The organism is Streptomyces sp. NPDC007901 (genome assembly GCF_042959465.1).
In the GTDB taxonomy this organism is placed as follows: domain Bacteria; phylum Actinomycetota; class Actinomycetes; order Streptomycetales; family Streptomycetaceae; genus Streptomyces.
Map to the genome: position 1 here is coordinate 304,447 of NZ_JBIBKW010000002.1, position 17,181 is coordinate 321,627.

The 17,181-nt window shown below is 73.4% G+C and carries 16 protein-coding genes; 15 read left to right on the top strand and 1 reads right to left on the bottom strand.

Annotated features, from left to right (window positions below; translation table 11 throughout):
• The first annotated feature begins 35 nt into the window (after positions 1 to 35).
• From ACFZDK_RS07125 to ACFZDK_RS07190, 14 genes are all read left to right on the top strand, one after another.
• On the top strand, positions 36 to 305 hold the full coding sequence (locus ACFZDK_RS07125; protein WP_390970579.1) for a phosphopantetheine-binding protein: 270 nt from the start codon (positions 36 to 38) through the stop codon (positions 303 to 305).
• Positions 306 to 444: 139 nt separating this feature from the next.
• Positions 445 to 1,230: an SDR family NAD(P)-dependent oxidoreductase gene (locus tag ACFZDK_RS07130; protein ID WP_355712811.1), complete on the top strand. Its 786-nt coding sequence runs from the start codon at positions 445 to 447 to the stop codon at positions 1,228 to 1,230.
• Between the two features lie 49 nt (positions 1,231 to 1,279).
• Positions 1,280 to 2,221 (top strand): SRPBCC family protein, encoded by a 942-nt coding sequence (locus tag ACFZDK_RS07135; protein ID WP_390970581.1) that lies wholly within the window; start codon positions 1,280 to 1,282, stop codon positions 2,219 to 2,221.
• Between the two features lie 2 nt (positions 2,222 to 2,223).
• On the top strand, positions 2,224 to 4,587 hold the full coding sequence (locus ACFZDK_RS07140; protein ID WP_390970583.1) for an SDR family oxidoreductase: 2,364 nt from the start codon (positions 2,224 to 2,226) through the stop codon (positions 4,585 to 4,587).
• A gap of 59 nt (positions 4,588 to 4,646) precedes the next feature.
• Positions 4,647 to 6,116, top strand: coding sequence for an MFS transporter (locus tag ACFZDK_RS07145; protein WP_390970585.1), 1,470 nt, complete (start codon positions 4,647 to 4,649; stop codon positions 6,114 to 6,116).
• On the top strand, positions 6,113 to 7,333 hold the full coding sequence (locus ACFZDK_RS07150; protein WP_390970587.1) for a 4'-phosphopantetheinyl transferase superfamily protein: 1,221 nt from the start codon (positions 6,113 to 6,115) through the stop codon (positions 7,331 to 7,333). The genes ACFZDK_RS07145 and ACFZDK_RS07150 overlap by 4 nt, the downstream gene beginning before the upstream one ends.
• The gene (gene fabD, locus ACFZDK_RS07155) at positions 7,330 to 8,298 is read left to right on the top strand and encodes an ACP S-malonyltransferase (RefSeq protein ID WP_390970589.1); all 969 of its coding nucleotides are present in this window, start codon (positions 7,330 to 7,332) and stop codon (positions 8,296 to 8,298) included. Before ACFZDK_RS07150 ends, fabD begins: the two co-directional genes overlap by 4 nt.
• Before the next feature lie 40 nt (positions 8,299 to 8,338).
• A complete protein-coding gene (locus ACFZDK_RS07160; RefSeq protein ID WP_390970591.1) occupies positions 8,339 to 9,904 on the top strand; it encodes a carboxyl transferase domain-containing protein in 1,566 nt (521 codons plus the stop codon).
• Positions 9,905 to 9,915: 11 nt separating this feature from the next.
• On the top strand, positions 9,916 to 10,179 hold the full coding sequence (locus ACFZDK_RS07165) for an acyl-CoA carboxylase epsilon subunit (protein WP_390970593.1): 264 nt from the start codon (positions 9,916 to 9,918) through the stop codon (positions 10,177 to 10,179).
• Positions 10,180 to 10,232: 53 nt separating this feature from the next.
• Positions 10,233 to 11,987 carry a biotin carboxylase N-terminal domain-containing protein gene (locus ACFZDK_RS07170; protein ID WP_390970595.1) on the top strand — a complete coding sequence of 585 codons (1,755 nt, stop codon included), beginning with the start codon at positions 10,233 to 10,235 and terminating at the stop codon, positions 11,985 to 11,987.
• Positions 11,988 to 11,994: 7 nt separating this feature from the next.
• A complete protein-coding gene (locus tag ACFZDK_RS07175; RefSeq protein ID WP_390970596.1) occupies positions 11,995 to 12,993 on the top strand; it encodes a DMT family transporter in 999 nt (332 codons plus the stop codon).
• Positions 12,963 to 13,547 carry an NAD(P)H-dependent oxidoreductase gene (locus ACFZDK_RS07180; protein WP_355729664.1) on the top strand — a complete coding sequence of 195 codons (585 nt, stop codon included), beginning with the start codon at positions 12,963 to 12,965 and terminating at the stop codon, positions 13,545 to 13,547. The genes ACFZDK_RS07175 and ACFZDK_RS07180 overlap by 31 nt, the downstream gene beginning before the upstream one ends.
• A gap of 17 nt (positions 13,548 to 13,564) precedes the next feature.
• Positions 13,565 to 14,470 (top strand): alpha/beta fold hydrolase, encoded by a 906-nt coding sequence (locus tag ACFZDK_RS07185; RefSeq protein WP_390970597.1) that lies wholly within the window; start codon positions 13,565 to 13,567, stop codon positions 14,468 to 14,470.
• Complete coding sequence (locus ACFZDK_RS07190; RefSeq protein ID WP_390970599.1) at positions 14,467 to 15,774, top strand: MFS transporter; 1,308 nt, start codon at positions 14,467 to 14,469, stop codon at positions 15,772 to 15,774. The genes ACFZDK_RS07185 and ACFZDK_RS07190 overlap by 4 nt, the downstream gene beginning before the upstream one ends.
• 55 nt (positions 15,775 to 15,829) lie before the next feature.
• Here ACFZDK_RS07190 and ACFZDK_RS07195 read toward each other — a convergent pair whose 3' ends face one another.
• A complete protein-coding gene (locus tag ACFZDK_RS07195) occupies positions 15,830 to 16,297 on the bottom strand; it encodes a nuclear transport factor 2 family protein (RefSeq protein ID WP_390970601.1) in 468 nt (155 codons plus the stop codon).
• Between the two features lie 106 nt (positions 16,298 to 16,403).
• Here ACFZDK_RS07195 and ACFZDK_RS07200 point away from each other — a divergent pair, with 106 nt between their 5' ends.
• Positions 16,404 to 16,853: a Clp protease N-terminal domain-containing protein gene (locus tag ACFZDK_RS07200; RefSeq protein WP_390970603.1), complete on the top strand. Its 450-nt coding sequence runs from the start codon at positions 16,404 to 16,406 to the stop codon at positions 16,851 to 16,853.
• Positions 16,854 to 17,181: the final 328 nt, after the last annotated feature.

The window sequence follows — 17,181 nt, forward strand, 5'->3', positions numbered from 1 at the left end:
CACCCCACCCACACCGGCACACGGAGGAAACCGCCATGCCCGAACGCACCTTCACCCTCGACGACCTGCGCCGCATCCTGCTGGAGAGCGCGGGCAGCGAAGAGGGCGTCGACCTCTACGGCGACATCGAGGACAGCGAGTTCGAGGAGCTGGGCTACGAGTCCCTCGCGCTCCTGGAGACCGGCGGCCGTATCGAGCGCGAGTTCGGCATCAGCCTCGACGACGTCAACCTCTCCGACATCACCACCCCGCGGGCCCTCGTCGCCGCCGTGAACGAGCTCCTCTCGGCCGACGTCGCCGCCTGACCCCCGACCCGGCCTGATCTCCTCCGATCAGGCCGACCGAGCGGGCCGGACCGGACGTCCCCCGACGGACCGGCCCGCTCCCACCCCAGGCCCCGCCCGCCCCGGGCCGCCTCGACCCTTCCCGCGCAAGGAGAAGCACATGACAGAGCAGAACGGCCGGGTCGCCCTGATCACCGGCGCCACCAGCGGAATCGGTCTCGCCGCCGCCCGCATCCTCGGCGCCGCGGGACACCGGGTGTTCATCGGAGCCCGCAACGCCGAGAACGTGACGGAGACGGTGAAGCAGCTGCAGAGCGAGGGCATCGACGCCGACGGCGCCACCCTCGACGTGCGCTCCACCGAATCGGCGCACGCCTTCGTCCAGGCCGCCGTCGACCGCTTCGGCACCGTCGACATCCTGGTCAACAACGCGGGCCGCAGCGGCGGCGGTGTCACGGCCGACATCGCCGAGGAACTGTGGGACGACGTCATCGACACCAACCTCAACAGCGTCTTCCGCCTCACCCACGCGGTCCTCAACACCGGCGGACTGCGCCACAAGGACTGGGGCCGCATCATCAACATCGCGTCCACCGCGGGCAAGCAGGGCGTCGTCCTCGGGGCCCCGTACTCCGCGTCCAAGCACGGCGTGGTCGGCTTCACCAAGGCCCTCGGCAACGAGCTGGCCCCCACCGGGATCACCGTCAACGCGGTCTGCCCGGGCTACGTCGAGACGCCGATGGCGCAGCGGGTGCGCGCGGGCTACGCCGCCGCCTACGAGGTCACCGAGGACGCGATCCTGGAGAAGTTCCAGGCAAAGATCCCGCTGGGCCGCTACTCCACCGCGGACGAGGTCGCCGGTCTGGTCGGCTACCTGGCCTCCGACACCGCCGCCTCCATCACCTCCCAGGCGCTCAACGTCTGCGGTGGCCTGGGCAACTTCTGAGCGCCCCGCCCCGCCCCACGACCCCGCACTCACCCCAAGGAGCCTGACCATGCCGCAGCCCGGCCTGCGCGAGGTGGAGCACGAGATCACGGTCTCGGCTCCGGCCGCCGCCGTCTACCGTCTGATCGCCGAGGTCGAGAACTGGCCGCGGATCTTCCCGCCGACCATCTACGTGGACCACCTGGAGCGCGCCGGGGACACCGAACGCATCCGGATCTGGGCCACGGCCAACGGCGAGGCCAAGAACTGGACCTCCCGCCGCGTCCTGGACCCCGGCCGGCTGCGCATCGAGTTCCGCCAGGAGGTCTCCACCCCGCCGGTCGCCGCCATGGGCGGCACCTGGATCATCGAGCCGCTCGACGAGGGCACCTCAAGGATCCGGCTGCTGCACGACTACCGTGCCGTCGACGACGACCCGGACGGCCTGCGCTGGATCGACGAGGCGGTCGACCGCAACTCGCGCTCCGAACTCGCGGCCCTGAAGACCAACGTCGAACTCGCCCACGCCGCCGAGGAGGTGACCTTCTCCTTCGAGGACTCCGTGCGCATCGCCGGCTCCGCCAAGGACGCCTACGACTTCATCAACGAGGCGCACCTGTGGCAGGAGCGCCTGCCGCACGTCGCCTCCGTCCGGCTCGACGAGGACGTGCCCGGGCTGCAGACCCTGGAGATGGAGACCCGCGCCAAGGACGGCTCCACCCACCTGACCAAGTCCTACCGGGTGTGCTTCGAGGGCCGGAAGATCGCCTACAAGCAGGTGACCCTGCCCGCCCTGATGACCCTGCACACCGGCTACTGGACCTTCACCCAGGACGCGGACGGCACGACGGCCTCCTCCCAGCACACCGTGGTCCTCAACACCGCGAACATCAGCCGGATCCTCGGCCCGGACGCCGGTGTCGCCGAGGCCCGGGAGTACGTCCACACCGCGCTGAGCACCAACAGCCGCGCCACGCTGGGGCACGCCAAGGCCCACGCCGAGGCGCGCTGACCATGTCCGGCACCCTGCGCACCCAGGTACTCGTGGTCGGGGCGGGCCCCGCGGGGCTGATGCTCGCCGGGGAACTGCGGCTCGGCGGCGCCGAGGTGCTGGTCGCCGAGCGGCTGACCACCCCCACCACCGAGTCCCGGGCCTCGACCCTGCACGCCCGGACCATGGAGACCCTCGACGCCCGGGGCCTGCTGGAGCGGTTCGGCACCCCGCCGAACGAGCCGGCCGGGCACTTCGGCGGCATCCCGCTCGACCTGACCCTGCCCAGCAGCCACCCCGGGCAGTGGAAGATCCTCCAGGCGGACGTCGAGCGGGTGCTGCAGGAGTGGAGCACCGGACAGGGCGCGCAACTGCTGCGCGGCCACGAACTACGCGCGCTGACCGCCGTCTCCGACCACGTCCTGGCCGAACTGACCGGCCCCGACGGTCCGGTGACGGTCCGGGCGGAGTACGTCGTCGGATGCGACGGCGAGCAGAGCGCCGTACGACGGCTGGCGGGCTTCGACTTCGCCGGCGCGGACGCCGAGCGGGAACTGCTGCGGGCCGACGTCGCCGGCATCGACATCCCCAACCGGCGCTTCCAGCGGCTGGAGCGGGGACTGGCGATCGCGGCCCGCCGCCCCGACGGCGTCACCCGGGTCATGGTGCACGCCTTCGGCAGCCCCGCCCGGCCCCGCACCACCGACCCCGCCTTCACGGAGATCGCCGACGTCTGGCGCCGGGTCACCGGCGAGGAGATCGGTCACGGCACCCCGCTGTGGGTCAACTCCTTCGGCGACGCCTCCCGGCAGGTCACCGAGTACCGCAGGGGGCGCGTCCTGCTGGCCGGGGACGCCGCCCACCGGCAGATGCCGATCGGCGGCCAGGCCCTCAACCTCGCCCTCCAGGACGCGGTCAACCTGGGCTGGAAGCTGGCCGCCCGGGTGACCGGCCGGGCCGGCGAGGAACTGCTCGACTCCTACCACGGCGAACGCCATCCGGTCGGCCGCCGGGTCCTGGGCAACATCAGGACCCAGGCCCGGCTGCTGCTCGGCGGCGAGGAAGTGGAGGCCGTCCGCGAGGTGTTCGCGGAACTGGCCGCGCTGCCGCCCGCCCGCGCCCACCTCGCCGCCATGATCGCGGGCCTCGACATCACGTACGACTCCGCGGGCGACGGGCATCCGCTGCTCGGCAGGCGCTTCCCCCCGCTCTCCCTGACCACCCCGGAGGGCGAGGCCACACCGGCCGCGCTGCTGCGGGCGGGCCGGGGCGTGCTGCTCGACCTCTCCGGGGACGCCGGGCGCGGCGCGGAGTGGTCCGCCGCGCTGCGGCCCTGGGCCGGGCGGGTGTCCCTCGTGACGGCCCGCCTCCGGGACGGCGCGAACACGACGGGCAGCGCGGACGGCGCGGACCTCACGGACACCGCCGCCGTCCTGCTCCGCCCGGACGGCTACACCGCCTGGGCGGCGACGCCCGGCACCACCACCGGCCTCCCGGCGGCCCTGCACCGCTGGTTCGGCACCCCGCCCGGCGCCCCCGCGCCCGGCCCACGCACCACCGCATCCGACACACCGGCCCGGGCATCCGCCCCAGCGGCCGGCCACGGCAACCTGAGGAAGGCCACGATGGGAACGCTCACCGGCAAGACAGCACTGGTCACGGGATCGAGCCGAGGCATAGGCCGGGCGACGGCCCTGCGCCTGGCCGGCGAGGGAGCACTCGTCGCCGTCCACTACACCAGCAACCAGGAGGCGGCCGACGACGTCGTCCGCACCATCGAGAAGGAGGGCGGCCGGGCCTTCGCCGTCCAGGCCGAACTCGGTGTCCCCGGCGACGTCCACGAGCTGTTCCTCGGCGTGGAGCAGGGACTCAAGGAGCGCACCGGCACCACCGACCTGAACATCCTCGTCAACAACGCCGGTGTGATGGGCGGTGTGGCGCCGGAGGACACCACCCCCGAGCTGTTCGACCGGATCGTCGCGGTCAACGCCAAGGCGCCGTTCTTCATCATCCAGCGGGCGCTGACGATCATGCCCGACGGCGGTCGCATCATCAACATCTCCACGGGCCTCACCAAGACCGCCAACCCCCAGGAGATCGCCTACGCGATGAGCAAGGGCGCCGTCGAGATGCTCGCCCTGCACTTCGCCAAGCACCTCGGCCCGCGCGGCATCACGATCAACAGCGTCGCCCCGGGCATCACCCGCAACGACAACCCGGTCTTCGACATCCCCGAGGCCGTCGAGCAGATGGCACAGCTGTCGGTCTTCAACCGGGTCGGCGACCCCCGCGACGTCGGCGACGTCGTCGCCCTGCTCGCCTCCGACGAGGCCCGCTGGATCACCGGCTCCTTCGTCGACGCCAGCGGCGGAACCCTCGTCGGCTGACCCCACGACGGAGACGGACAGGACGAGACAGCGGCACGGGACAGGACGGGGGCAGGACGATGAGACCGACGACCACGACACCGGTCGCCGAACAGCCCGGCGCGGACGGCACGGCGGCCGGCCGGTGGAGCCCGCGCCAGTGGGCGCTGCTGACGGTGCTGGCCGGCAACATGCTCATCGACGCCCTGGAGGTGTCGGTGAGCGTGGTCGCCCTGCCCTCCGTCGGCAAGGACCTGGGGGCCGACCCGGTCACGCTGCAATGGGTCATGACCGGCTTCGCCACCGGCTTCGCGGCGGCCCTGCTGTTCGGCACCCGGCTGGTGGACCGGCTCGGACGGCGCCGGGTGTACCTCGCCGCCGTCTCCGTCTTCGCCGCCGCCTCCCTGGCCGGGGCGCTGGCCGACACCATGGGGCTGCTGGTCGCCACCCGGATCGTCAAGGGCGTGTGCGCCGCGCTCACCGCCCCCACCGGACTGGCGATCATCACCAGCACCTTTCCGGAGGGCCCCGCCCGCAACCGCGCCGTCTCCGTGTACAGCCTCTTCGGGGCGAGCGGCTTCTCCCTGGGCCTGGTGCTCTCCGGGCTGCTGACCGAGGCCAGCTGGCGCTGGACGTTCGCCTTCCCCGCCCCGGTCGCCGCGGTGCTGCTGCTGGCCGGGCTGCGGCTCGTACCCGAACAGCGCGGCAGGACCCGGGCGGACGGCGGCCGGCCCTACGAACTGCCCACCGCGCTCGGCCTGGCCGCCGCGCTCCCGGCCCTGGTGTACGGCATCGGGAACGTGCCCCGGCACGGCTGGGCCGCGCCCGGGACCCTCGCCGCGTTCGGACTCGCCGCCGCCCTGACCGCGCTGGTCGTGGCCAGGGAACGGCGGGCCGAGCACCCGCTGCTGCCGCCCCGGGTGCTCGCCCGGCCCGCCCTGCGGCGCTCCGCGTTCGGCGCCGCCGCGCTCAACGGGTCGTATCTGGGCCTGCTGTTCGTCGTCACCTTCCACCTCCAGACGGTCCTGGGCTGGTCACCGGCGAGGACCGGACTGGCCCTGCTGCCCGCCGCGCTGCCACTGGCGCTCTCCGCCGCGTACTCCGGGCGGATGGTGCAGCGGTTCGGCGCGGCCCGCCTGATCGGCGTCGGCTATCTGGCACCGCCGCTCGGCTACGCCCTCTACCTCCGTACGTCGGTCCCCACCCGCTACGCCACCGACGTCCTGCCCACCCTTCTCCTGCTCGGCGCGGCCTTCGTCCTCTGCTTCGCCGCGCTGCACCTCCAGGCCCTCGCCGCCGCCCCCGAGGCGGAACCCGGCGTCGCGAGCGGCGTCTACCAGACGGCCGTCCAGCTCGGCGCCGTCCTGATGCCCGCCCTGGTGGCCGCACTGATGACGGCCCACCGCCCGGGACCGGGAGCCTCCGCCGCCGACGCCCTGGCCGCCTACCACCCGGCCCTCCTCCTCGTCACCGCCGTCGGCACCGCCGGACTCGCCGTCTCAGCCACCGCCCTCCTGCCCCGCCGCACCTCCCGACCGGACACACCATGACGAACCACAGCGAGGACAGGGCGCCGTCGACCCGTTCCGCGCGGCCCGCCACCGGGACCGCCCGGCAGCCCGCCGAGCAGGACGCCCCGGTGCCCGTGGACCGGGACACTCGGGTGCCCGTCGAGCGGGCCGACGAGATCCCCGCCGAGCGGGGCGTCCGGGTCTCCGCCGAGCTGGACGCCCGGGTGTTCGTGGGGCGGGGCGTCCGGGTCCCCGTGGAGCGGGCCGACCGGATCCCTGTCGACCGGGGCGTCCGGGTCTCCGCCGAACTGGACGCCCGGGTGCCCGCCGACGGGGACACCCAGGTGCCTGCCGAGCTGGACGCCCGGGTGTCAGTGGCGCAGGACGCCCGGGTGACTGTGGAACGGGACGACTGGGTGTCCGTCGAGCAGGATGTCCGGGTGTCCGCCGAGCGGGACGACCGGGTGTCCGCCGCGCAGGACGACCGGATCCCCGTCGACCTCTGGCTGGTGCGGCCGCCGGTCCCGCACGGTGGCGGGCGTCGGCTTGCCGTCGCCGAGCTCGACGCGCGGGAGCGCAGCCGGGCCGCGGGCTTTCTGCGGCCGCGGGACGGCCTGTTGTACACCGCCGCGCACATCGCGCTGCGCCGGCTGCTCGCCGCCGTGCTCGGCCTCGCGCCCGAGGACGTGGCGTACGTCCGGGAACTCTGCCCGGGCTGCGGGGCACCGCACGGGCGGCCTGCCGTGCGGCCCGGCCCCGCACCCGCGCCGCACTTCTCGCTGTCCCACAGCGGTGGCCGCGCCCTGGTCGCGGTGGCCCCGGTTCCGGTGGGGGTCGACATCCAGCGACGGCCCACCGAGCGGGCGACGGAGGTGTGCGCGGGCCTGCTGCACCCAGGCGAGCGCGCCGAACTCGAAGCGCTGCCGCAGGACCGGCGCAGCGCCGCCCTCGGACAGCTGTGGGCCCGCAAGGAGGCCTACCTCAAGGGCATCGGCACCGGTCTGGAACGCCCCGCGCACGCCGACTACCTGGGCACGCCGGGCCACGGCCCCTGGCGCCGGCCCCCGCACTGGACGGTCCTCGACCTGGCCTGCGCCCCCGCCCACGCGGCCGTCGCCGTCCCGGGCGCCCCGGCCCTGCCCCTGCGGATACGGCCGCTGCCCGCCGAGTGGCTCCACGAGGGCGACGCCGCCCCCGCGCTGGCCGAGATCGCGCACCTGACCAGGGCCGTACGTGTGAAGGAGACAACGACATGACCACCACCGCCTTCGTCTTCCCCGGCCAGGGCTCCCAGCGCGTCGGCATGGGCCGGGACCTCGTCGAGACCTGGCCCCATCTGCTCGACGCCTACTACCGGCCCGCCGACGAACTCCTCGGCCTCCCGCTCACCGAACTGTGCCAGGAGGGCCCCGCCGAGGCGCTCGCCGACACCGCGATCACCCAGCCCGCGATCCTGCTCACCAGCGTCGCCGTCCTCGACGTACTGCGCCGCCACGGGGTCCGCCCCGACCTGGTGGCCGGACACAGCCTGGGGGAGTTCGCGGCGCTGGTCGCCGCCGACGCCCTGGACTGGCGCGACGCCCTGCGGCTGGTCCGGCTGCGCGGCCGGCTGATGGCCGCCGTCAACGAGCGGGTGCCCGGCCGGATGGCCGCGGTGATGGGCCTGGACCTGCGCACCGTGGAAGGCCTCTGCGCCGCCGTCCAGGAGCTGACCGGCCAGGTCGTCGAGGTCGCCAACGACAACGAGTTCGCGCAGACCGTCGTCTCGGGACAGGCCGCGGCGGTGGACGAGCTGATCACGGCCGCGCGGGCCGCGGGCGCCACCCGCGCCCTCGCGCTGAAGGTCGGCGCGCCCTTCCACAGCAGCCTCATGGCGCCTGTGGAGGAGGAGTTCACCCGCGCCCTGCTGGACACCGAGTTCCGCGACCCGGCCGTCCCGGTGCTCTCCGCGGTCACGGCCGCGCCGCTGACCGGCGCCGACGAGGTCGTCGACGCCCTGCGGCGGCAGCTCACCGGCCGGGTGCGCTGGACCGAGTCGGTGACCCGCATCGCCGACGCCGGCACGGACCGGATCCTCGAAGTGGGCCCCGGCAAGGTCCTCGCCGGACTCTGCCGCCGGATCGCCCCCGACGTCCCCGCCCACACCACGCACGACGCGGCCCATGTCGCGTCGGCCCTGGAGCTGTTCGCCGGGGCCGGGGACCCCGTCACCGCCGTCTGACCGGCACCTCACACCACGCCACGCCGAGAAGGGGGAAGCCATGCCCGCCAGCGAGAACACCGTCCAGGACCGCCTGGACGAACTGGCCGCGATCAAGGAGTCGGTCCTCGCGGGACCGGACCCCGCGGCCACCGAGCGCCAGCACGGCAAGGGAAAACTCACCGCCCGGGAACGCATCGAACTGCTCCTGGACAAGGACTCGTTCAACGAGGTCGAGCCGCTGCGCCGGCACCGCGCGGCCGGCTTCGGCCTGGAGGCCAGGAAGCCCTACACGGACGGGGTGGTCACCGGCTGGGGCACCGTCGACGGCCGGACCGTGTTCGTCTACGCCCACGACTTCCGGATCTTCGGCGGAGCCCTCGGCGAGGCGCACGCCCAGAAGATCCACAAGATCATGGACATGGCCGAGTCGGCCGGCGCACCCGTGGTGAGCCTCAACGACGGGGCCGGCGCCCGCATCCAGGAGGGCGTCACCGCACTCGCCGGCTACGGCGGCATCTTCCAGCGCAACACCCGCGCCTCCGGCGTCATCCCGCAGATCAGCGTGATGCTCGGCCCGTGCGCGGGCGGCGCGGCCTACTCGCCGGCCCTCACCGACTTCGTCTTCATGGTCCGCGAGACCTCGCAGATGTTCATCACCGGACCGGACGTGGTGAAGGCCGTGACCGGCGAGGAGATCACCCAGAACGGCCTCGGCGGCGCCGATGTGCACGCCGCGACCAGCGGTGTCGCGCACTTCGCCTACGACGACGAGGAGGGCTGCCTGGAGGACGTCCGCTTCCTGCTCGGACTGCTCCCCTCCAACAACCGGGAGACTGCGCCGGCCGTCGCGACCGACGACCCGGCCGACCGCCCCACGGACGCCCTGCTGGACCTGGTCCCGGCCGACGCCAACCGCTCCTACGACGTCCGGGCCGTCATCGAGGAGATCGTCGACGACGGCGACTTCTTCGAGGTGCACGCCCTGTGGGCCCCCAACATCGTGGTCGCCTTCGCCCGGCTGGACGGGCATGTCGTGGGCCTGGTCGCCAACCAGCCGGCCGCCACCGCCGGGGTGCTCGACATCGAGTCCTCGGAGAAGGCGGCCCGGTTCGTCCAGCTGTGCGACGCCTTCAACATCCCCCTGGTCACCCTGGTCGACGTCCCCGGCTTCCTGCCCGGTGTCGACCAGGAGCACAACGGCATCATCCGGCGCGGCGCCAAGCTGCTCTACGCGTACTGCAACGCCACCGTCCCGCGCATCTCCCTGATCACGCGCAAGGCGTACGGCGGCGCGTACATCGTCATGGACTCCCGCTCCATCGGCGCCGACCTCGCCCTCGCCTGGCCCACCAACGAGATCGCGGTCATGGGCGCGGAGGGCGCCGCCAACGTCATCTTCCGCCGGGAGATCAACGCCTCCGACGACCCGGACGCGGTCCGGCGGCGAAAGATCGAGGAGTACCGCTCCGAGCTGATGCACCCCTACTACGCCGCCGAACGCGGCCTGATCGACGACGTCATCGACCCGCGCGAGACCCGGGCGGTGCTGATCAGGTCCCTGGCGATGCTCCGGGCCAAGCACGCCGAACTGCCCTCCCGCAAGCACGGCAACCCGCCGCAATGAGGAGTGTTCCGATGACCACAGCCCCCGTCACCTCTCCCGTCCTCTCCGCCGAACCCCTGTTCCGGGTCGAGAAGGGCTCCGCCGACCCGGCCGAACTGGCCGCCCTCACCGCCGTACTGCTGCAGCGCGTCGCACACCACCAGGTCTGCGCCGAGGAGCCGTGCACACCGTCCCCGCGCTGGAGCAGGTCGGGCACCCGCCACACCGCGGGCACCCCGCTGAGCTGGCGCTCGGCGCACCTGCGGAACACCGCCCGCCGGCCCTGGCTGGGCTGACCACTCATCGACCGGCCCCCACCAGGGCTGCGACAAGGAAAGGATGGATCATCGTGCGCAAGGTGCTCATCGCCAACCGCGGTGAGATCGCTGTCCGCGTGGCCCGGGCCTGCCGGGACGCCGGTCTCGCGAGCGTGGCCGTCTATGCGGATCCGGACCGTGACGCTCTGCATGTCCGCGCCGCGGATGAGGCGTTCGCCCTGGGCGGTGACACTCCGGCCACCAGTTACCTGGACATCGACAAGGTCCTGAACGCGGCGCGTGAGGCGGGGGCGGACGCGGTCCACCCGGGCTACGGCTTCCTCTCGGAGAACGCCGAGTTCGCCCAGGCCGTCCTGGACGCGGGCCTGACCTGGATCGGCCCGCCGCCGCAGGCCATCCGCGACCTCGGCGACAAGGTGGCGGCCCGTCACATCGCCCAGCGCGCCGGTGCCCCGCTGGTCGCCGGTACCCCCGACCCGGTCTCCGGCGCCGACGAGGTCGTCGCGTTCGCCGAGCAGCACGGTCTGCCGATCGCCATCAAGGCCGCCTTCGGCGGTGGCGGACGCGGCCTGAAGGTCGCCCGCACCCTCGAAGAGGTCCCCGAGCTGTACGAGTCGGCGGTGCGTGAGGCGGTGGCCGCGTTCGGGCGCGGCGAGTGCTTCGTCGAGCGCTACCTGGACCGCCCCCGGCACGTGGAGACCCAGTGCCTGGCCGACAGGCACGGCAACGTGGTCGTCGTCTCCACCCGCGACTGCTCCCTGCAGCGCCGCCACCAGAAGCTCGTCGAGGAGGCGCCCGCGCCGTTCCTGTCCGACGCGCAGGTGGACGAGCTGTACCGGGCCTCCAAGGCCATCCTGAAGGAGGCCGCGTACGAGGGTGCGGGCACGTGTGAGTTCCTGGTCGGGCAGGACGGCACGATCTCCTTCCTGGAGGTCAACACCCGCCTGCAGGTCGAGCACCCGGTGACCGAGGAGGTCGCGGGCATCGACCTGGTGCGGGAGATGTTCCGGATCGCCGACGGCGAACCACTCGGCTACGACGACCCGGCCCTGCGCGGCCACTCCTTCGAGTTCCGGATCAACGGCGAGGACCCCGGCCGCAACTTCCTGCCCGCCCCCGGCACGGTCACCCGCTTCGACCCGCCCTCGGGCCCCGGTGTCCGTCTGGACGCGGGTGTGGAGTCCGGCTCGGTCATCGGCCCCGCCTGGGACTCCCTCCTGGCCAAGCTGATCGTCACCGGCCGCACCCGCGCCGAGGCCCTGCAGCGGGCCGCCCGCGCGCTGGACGAGTTCCAGGTCGAGGGCATGGCCACCGCCCTCCCCTTCCACCGCGCGGTGGTGAGGGACCCCGCCTTCACGGGCGAGCCCTTCGCGGTCCACACCCGGTGGATCGAGACCGAGTTCGTCAACGAGATCGAGCCCTTCACGGTGCCGGTCGACACCGAGACGGACGACGAGACGGGCCGCGACACCGTGGTCGTCGAGGTCGGCGGCAAGCGGCTGGAGATCTCCCTGCCCTCCACCCTGGGCATGACCCTGGCCCGCACCGGTCTGGCCGCCGGCGCCAAGCCGAAGCGCCGCGCCGCCAAGAAGTCCGGCCCGGTCGCCTCCGGCGACACCCTCGCCTCGCCCATGCAGGGCACGATCGTCAAGGTCGCCGTCGAGGAGGGCCAGGAGGTCGAGGAGGGCGACCTGATCGTCGTACTCGAGGCGATGAAGATGGAACAGCCGCTCAACGCGCACAAGGCCGGCACCGTCAAGGGCCTCGCCGCCGAGGTCGGCGCCTCCCTCACGTCCGGCGCCGTGATCTGCGAGATCAAGGACTGAGCGGACGATGAGTTCCTTGGCGCTGTCGGTCCTGCTCTGTCTGGTGTCGGCGGCCTGCTACGCCGTGGGGGCGCTGTTCCAGGAGCGGGTCGCCGGCGCGGCCCGGCAGTCGGCCGTACGGGCCACCCTGAGCTCCGGCCTCTGGTGGACGGCGCTCACCCTGAACGGTGGCGGCGGACTGCTGCACGCGCTCGCGCTGCGCTGGGGCCCGCTGACCCTCGTACAGCCGCTGGGCGCGCTCACCCTGGTGTTCGCCCTGCCCCTCGCCGCGCCGGGCCGGGCGGCGCCGGGGCGGGCCGTGTGGACCGGGGTCGGGCTGGTCACCGGCGGGCTCGCGGTGCTGACCGGGCTGGTCGACACCGGGCCGCAGGTGCTGCTGTCCGTCCGGCAGCAAGCGATGATCGCGGCCCTGGGCGTCGGCGCGGTGGCCCTGCTGGCCGGTGCGGCGGCCGCGGCCCGGTGGCCGGCGGTGCGCGGAGCCGTGCTCGGGGTGGCGGCCGGAGTGGCGTTCGGGGTGGCCTCGGTCCACGTCAAGGCGGTCGTGGCGGGCTGGGGCGTGTTCGGCGCGGGCGCCGAGGCGGCGGGGCTGTGCCTGATGGCGGTGCTCGCCCTCGCCGGGGTGGCCGCGTCCCAGGCCTCGTACCGCGGGGCCGGCCTCACCGTGCCGCTGGTGGCCACCACGCTCGCCAATCCCGTCGTCGCGTCCCTGGTCGGCGTCGCCGTCCTGGACGACGGCTTCCACCACGGCGCCGCCGGCGTCGCCCTGGCGGTGGCCGCGGCGGCGACGGCGGCCGTCGGACTGCTGATGGTGGTCGGCGACCGGACCGGCCCCGAGGCCGTCGGCCGCGGCGAGCGGACCGTCCTCGTGGCCGGCGGCGCCCCGCGCGCCTCCCCGGGGGAGCCGCCCGTGCCCTGCCTGTCAGCCCGTGCCAGAGACCGTGCCACAGAGAGTCCCGACCCCAGGGGAGGTCAGCCATGCCCGGAGAGTCCGTACGCCTCGCAGTGATCACCAGCAGTCCGCCGGAGAGCGGCTCGGGTCCGGTGGTCGCCCGCTGGCTGACCCGACAGGCCGAGCAGTACGGCGGGTTCAGCGTCGACGTGATCGACGCCGTCGCGGCCGATCTGCCGGTGGTGGTCTCCCCGGACCGGGCCGCCGCCGCCCGGCACCGGCTCGACGAGGTGGCGACCCGCATCGAGGCGGCCGACGCCTATGTGGTCGTCACCGCCGAGTACAACCACGGCTGCCCCGCCGTCCTGAAGAGCGTGCTCGACTGGCATCCCACGCAGTGGCGCGGCAAGCCGGTCTCCTTCGTCTCGTACGGCGGCCGCTCCCGGGGGCTGCGGGCGGTGGAGCAGCTGCGGCAGATCTTCGCCGAGCTCCATGTCGCCACCCTGCGGGACGGCGTCAGCTTCGCGGACGCGCGCAGCCACTTCGACGAGGACGGCAACCCACGGGACGTCCCGGGCCTCGACGCGGCGGCGAAGACCATGCTCGGCCAGCTGGTGTGGTGGGCCGTCGCCCTCCGGCAGGCACGCGGGCGCCGCCCGTACACGGCATGAACACGAAGGAGACGACGGTGGCGACGCAGCAGACCCCGGCCCTGGAGCGCACCCGCGCGAGCAGGACCTCCGGGGTCACGGACATCACCCTGGACGGGGGCGGCATCACCCTGTCGGGGCTGCACATCGCGCCGGGCGGGCCGCCGCCCCGGGCGGTCGTGGTCGCCGTGCACGGGGGCGGGATGACGGCCGGGTACTTCGACGGGCAGGCGCATCCGAGCGTGTCGCTGCTGGGGCTGGGGGCGAGCCTCGGGTTCGCGGTGCTGAGCCTGGACCGTCCCGGCTACGGCCGGTCGGCCCGGGAGGTACCCGAGGGGCAGAGCCTCGCCGAGCAGTCGGCGACCCTGCACGCGGCGCTCGACGACTACGCCCGGCGCTTTCCCACGGGCGCCGGATTCCTGCTGGTCGCGCACTCCTTCGGCGGCAAGGTGGCGCTGACGGCCACCGCCGACGACGTGTGCGACCGGATCATCGGCGTGGACGTGTCCGGGTGCGGCCACCGCTACGCCGTGGACCTCGGGGAAGCACCGGGCGACCTCGCCCGCGAGTCCTGGAAGTGGCACTGGGGGCCGCTGCGGCTCTACCCGCCGAACAGCTTCCGCTACAGCAGGCCCCTGCTGGCGCCCATGCCCCCGGTGGAGCTGCGGGAGCTGCGGCAGTGGTCGGAGCTCTTCCCCGGCGTGGCCGCCCGGATCCGGGTCCCGGTCCGGTTCACGTTCGCGGAGTACGAGAACTGGTGGCTGCACGACACCGACACCCTGACGGAGCTCGCCGGGCATCTCCGGTCGGCCCGGGTCACGGTGGACCGGCAGCCGGACGCGGGCCACAACATCAGCCTCGGCTGGGCCGCCCGCTCCTACCATCTGCGCGTCCTGGGCTTCCTGGAGGAACTGCTCGCGTGCCGCGAACAGGCGGGCGCGTGAACCAGGAGGCGCGCCCGCGGCCCGCGCCGGCCGCCGGGCCCGCGCCCCGGTTCCGGGCCATCGGCCGATCCCTGTCGGTGCGCAACTTCCGGCTGTTCTTCGTCGGCCAGCTCGTCTCGGTGATCGGCACCTGGATGATGCTCGTCACCCAGGACTGGCTGGTGCTCTCCCTGTCCGACGACTCGGCCACCGTCCTCGCCCTGGTGACGGCGCTTCAGTTCGCGCCCATGCTGTTCCTCTCCCTCTACGGCGGCCGGCTCGCCGACCGCCACGACAAGCGGGTGATCCTGCTCGCGGCCAACCTCGTGTCGGCCGCCCTGTCCCTGATCCTGGCCCCCCTGGTGTTCACGGGGGCCGTACGCGTGTGGCACGTGTGCGCGCTGGCCTTCTGCCTCGGCCTGGTCAACGCGATCGAGACGCCGGCCCGGATGTCCTTCGTGCACGAGATGGTCGGCGGCGACCTGCTGCCCAACGCCTCGGCACTGAGCGCCGCCTACTTCAACCTGGCCCGCATCTTCGGGCCCGCGCTGGGCGGGCTGGCCATCACCTGGCTCGGCGTCGGACCGGTCTCCCTGCTCAACGCGGCCAGCTACTTGGCCACGGTGGCGGCGCTGCTGCTGATGCGCCCCGGCGAACTGCTGCGGCGGGCCGGCCCCGCGCGGGACGGACGGACCGTCGACGCCCTGCGGTACGTGGCGGCCCGCCCCGACCTGCTGCTGCCGCTGGCCGCGGTCGCCCTGGTCGGGGTCTTCGGCCTGAACTTCCAGCTCACCCTGCCGCTGCTCGCCAAGACCGTGTTCCACGCCGACGCCGGGTCGTTCGGACTGTTCACCTCGGCCGTCGCCGTGGGATCGCTGCTCGGCGCCCTGATCGGCACGGGACGCGTGGGCCGCCCGTCGGAGACGCTGGTGGCCGGTGCCGCCCTCGCCTTCGGGGCGGCGGAGGCGCTGGCGGGGCTGGCCCCGGGACAGGGCACCGCCCTGGTGCTGCTGGCGGTCACCGGCCTGACCGCCCTCTACTTCACCCAGGCCGTCAACCACCGGGTCCAGCTGGGGACCGACCCCGGCCACCGGGGCCGGATCCTGGCGCTCTACACCCTGCTGGTCCAGGGCTCGACCCCGTTCGGCGCGCTGCTGACCGGCTGGGTCGCCGCCCACCAGGGCGCTCGCGCCGCTCTGGTCTACGGCGGCCTGATCTCGTCGGCCGTGGGCCTCGCGACGCTGTCCCTGCGGGCTCTGCGCGCCGCCCGGGTGTCCCGGCGGGGGGAGGCGGATGATGCAGCCGACGCGATTGGCCGGATCTGATCGGCCGACGGGGCGGAGGCCGGGGTTCCGTCGCGGAACGCCGGCCTCCGCCGGATCACTCGGCCGCCGCCGGGAGCTGCGGCGCGGTCCCGGACATCCATATCGGGCGGACCGAGGTCCGGGAGAAACGCCAGCCGTCGGCCGTGCGGCGCAGGTCCACGTCCCAGACGCCGCCCACGGTGAACAGCGGGTCGAGACCCTCGCCGAGCTTCTGGAGCGTGGCCTCGTGGTGGATATGGGTCATCAGGGAGTTCCAGGACGCCGTGGCGGCGTCCGGATCGGCCTCGTCACCCTCGACGAGGAGGTCCGTGTTCATGTACTGGATCGCCGCCCAGTCCTCCACGGCCTGCTGCGACTGGCGAACGGCCTCGGCGCCCACGGCCGTTCCGTGCGGGCTCTCGGCCTTTACGTCGTCGGTGAAGTATTCGCTGCCCCAATCCCCCTCGAAGCGGCGTTCATTGAGGGCTCGGAAAAACCGGCCCACGAGTACAGTTATTGCTCTCTCGTCCTCTTGGGTTGTCATGCCATGTAGACTGCCATCCCTGGCCGATGTATCGTCAAGTTGCTATTTAGTCAGTCGAGTTCGCATGAATTCGACGGCGGAAGTTCGCCCGCGAAGGGAATTTCTCATGCAGGTCCAGTACACCGACCGGATGGCCGCCGCGGTGCGGTCGGCGAGCGAACTCGCCGCTGCTCAGCGCAGTCCCGAATTATTCACCATTCATCTGCTCACCGTTCTCAGTGCGCAGGACGATTCCACGTTCTCGGCTCTGCTGGTGGCCAACGGCGTGGATCTCGCGGCTTTCCATGAATTCGCCGTCAACCGCAGCCGGCAGATGATTCCGCCGGTGGCGCGGACGTCCGCGGACGACATCCTGCCGAGCCAGGAGCACGCGGCCCTGCTGGAGGGCGCGGCCGCCGAGATGCGGGAGATCGGCGACAGCGGCCTCGGTACCGAGCACCTTCTGCTGGCGGCGCTCAAGTACCGTCCCGGCAAGGGCGCCTGGGCCGTCTTCGGTCTGTCGTACGCCCCGGTCCGCAAGAGCCTGGACGCCCTGCGCAAGAACACGAAGGTCTGATCCCGGGCCGTCCCGGACAGCGGGGGGCGCACGGCCGTGACGGTCCGTGTCCGCCCGTACCTGTCGCGCACCGCGGCCCGCTCGCCTCGCCCTGCCCGACCGGCGTGCCTAGCATGGCAAAGGACGCCGTCGGGTCCGGCGGTGTGCGCTCTCGACGGTGAAGGGTGAGAGCCGTGAGCACCTCTCACGACGAGCAGAAGCGGGCACGGGCGCAGGAACCCGGGAGCGGGGGACGGGGTCGAGGCCCGGGTGGGGCCCCGGCCCGAGGGGGAGCCGTTCTTCCATCCGTACCACCACCCGGCCGCCGGCTGGGGCGCCGCCAAGAGCG

Excerpts from the sequence above, each read along its gene's own strand:
- ACFZDK_RS07125 (WP_390970579.1), top strand. The coding sequence starts at position 36 with ATGCCCGAACGCACCTTCACCCTCGACGACCTGCGCCGCATCCTGCTG.
- ACFZDK_RS07130 (WP_355712811.1), top strand. The coding sequence starts at position 445 with ATGACAGAGCAGAACGGCCGGGTCGCCCTGATCACCGGCGCCACCAGC.
- ACFZDK_RS07135 (WP_390970581.1), top strand. The coding sequence starts at position 1,280 with ATGCCGCAGCCCGGCCTGCGCGAGGTGGAGCACGAGATCACGGTCTCG.
- ACFZDK_RS07140 (WP_390970583.1), top strand. The coding sequence starts at position 2,224 with ATGTCCGGCACCCTGCGCACCCAGGTACTCGTGGTCGGGGCGGGCCCC.
- ACFZDK_RS07145 (WP_390970585.1), top strand. The coding sequence starts at position 4,647 with ATGAGACCGACGACCACGACACCGGTCGCCGAACAGCCCGGCGCGGAC.
- ACFZDK_RS07150 (WP_390970587.1), top strand. The coding sequence starts at position 6,113 with ATGACGAACCACAGCGAGGACAGGGCGCCGTCGACCCGTTCCGCGCGG.
- fabD (WP_390970589.1), top strand. The coding sequence starts at position 7,330 with ATGACCACCACCGCCTTCGTCTTCCCCGGCCAGGGCTCCCAGCGCGTC.
- ACFZDK_RS07160 (WP_390970591.1), top strand. The coding sequence starts at position 8,339 with ATGCCCGCCAGCGAGAACACCGTCCAGGACCGCCTGGACGAACTGGCC.
- ACFZDK_RS07165 (WP_390970593.1), top strand. The coding sequence starts at position 9,916 with ATGACCACAGCCCCCGTCACCTCTCCCGTCCTCTCCGCCGAACCCCTG.
- ACFZDK_RS07175 (WP_390970596.1), top strand. The coding sequence starts at position 11,995 with ATGAGTTCCTTGGCGCTGTCGGTCCTGCTCTGTCTGGTGTCGGCGGCC.
- ACFZDK_RS07180 (WP_355729664.1), top strand. The coding sequence starts at position 12,963 with ATGCCCGGAGAGTCCGTACGCCTCGCAGTGATCACCAGCAGTCCGCCG.
- ACFZDK_RS07195 (WP_390970601.1), bottom strand. The coding sequence starts at position 16,297 with ATGACAACCCAAGAGGACGAGAGAGCAATAACTGTACTCGTGGGCCGG.
- ACFZDK_RS07200 (WP_390970603.1), top strand. The coding sequence starts at position 16,404 with ATGCAGGTCCAGTACACCGACCGGATGGCCGCCGCGGTGCGGTCGGCG.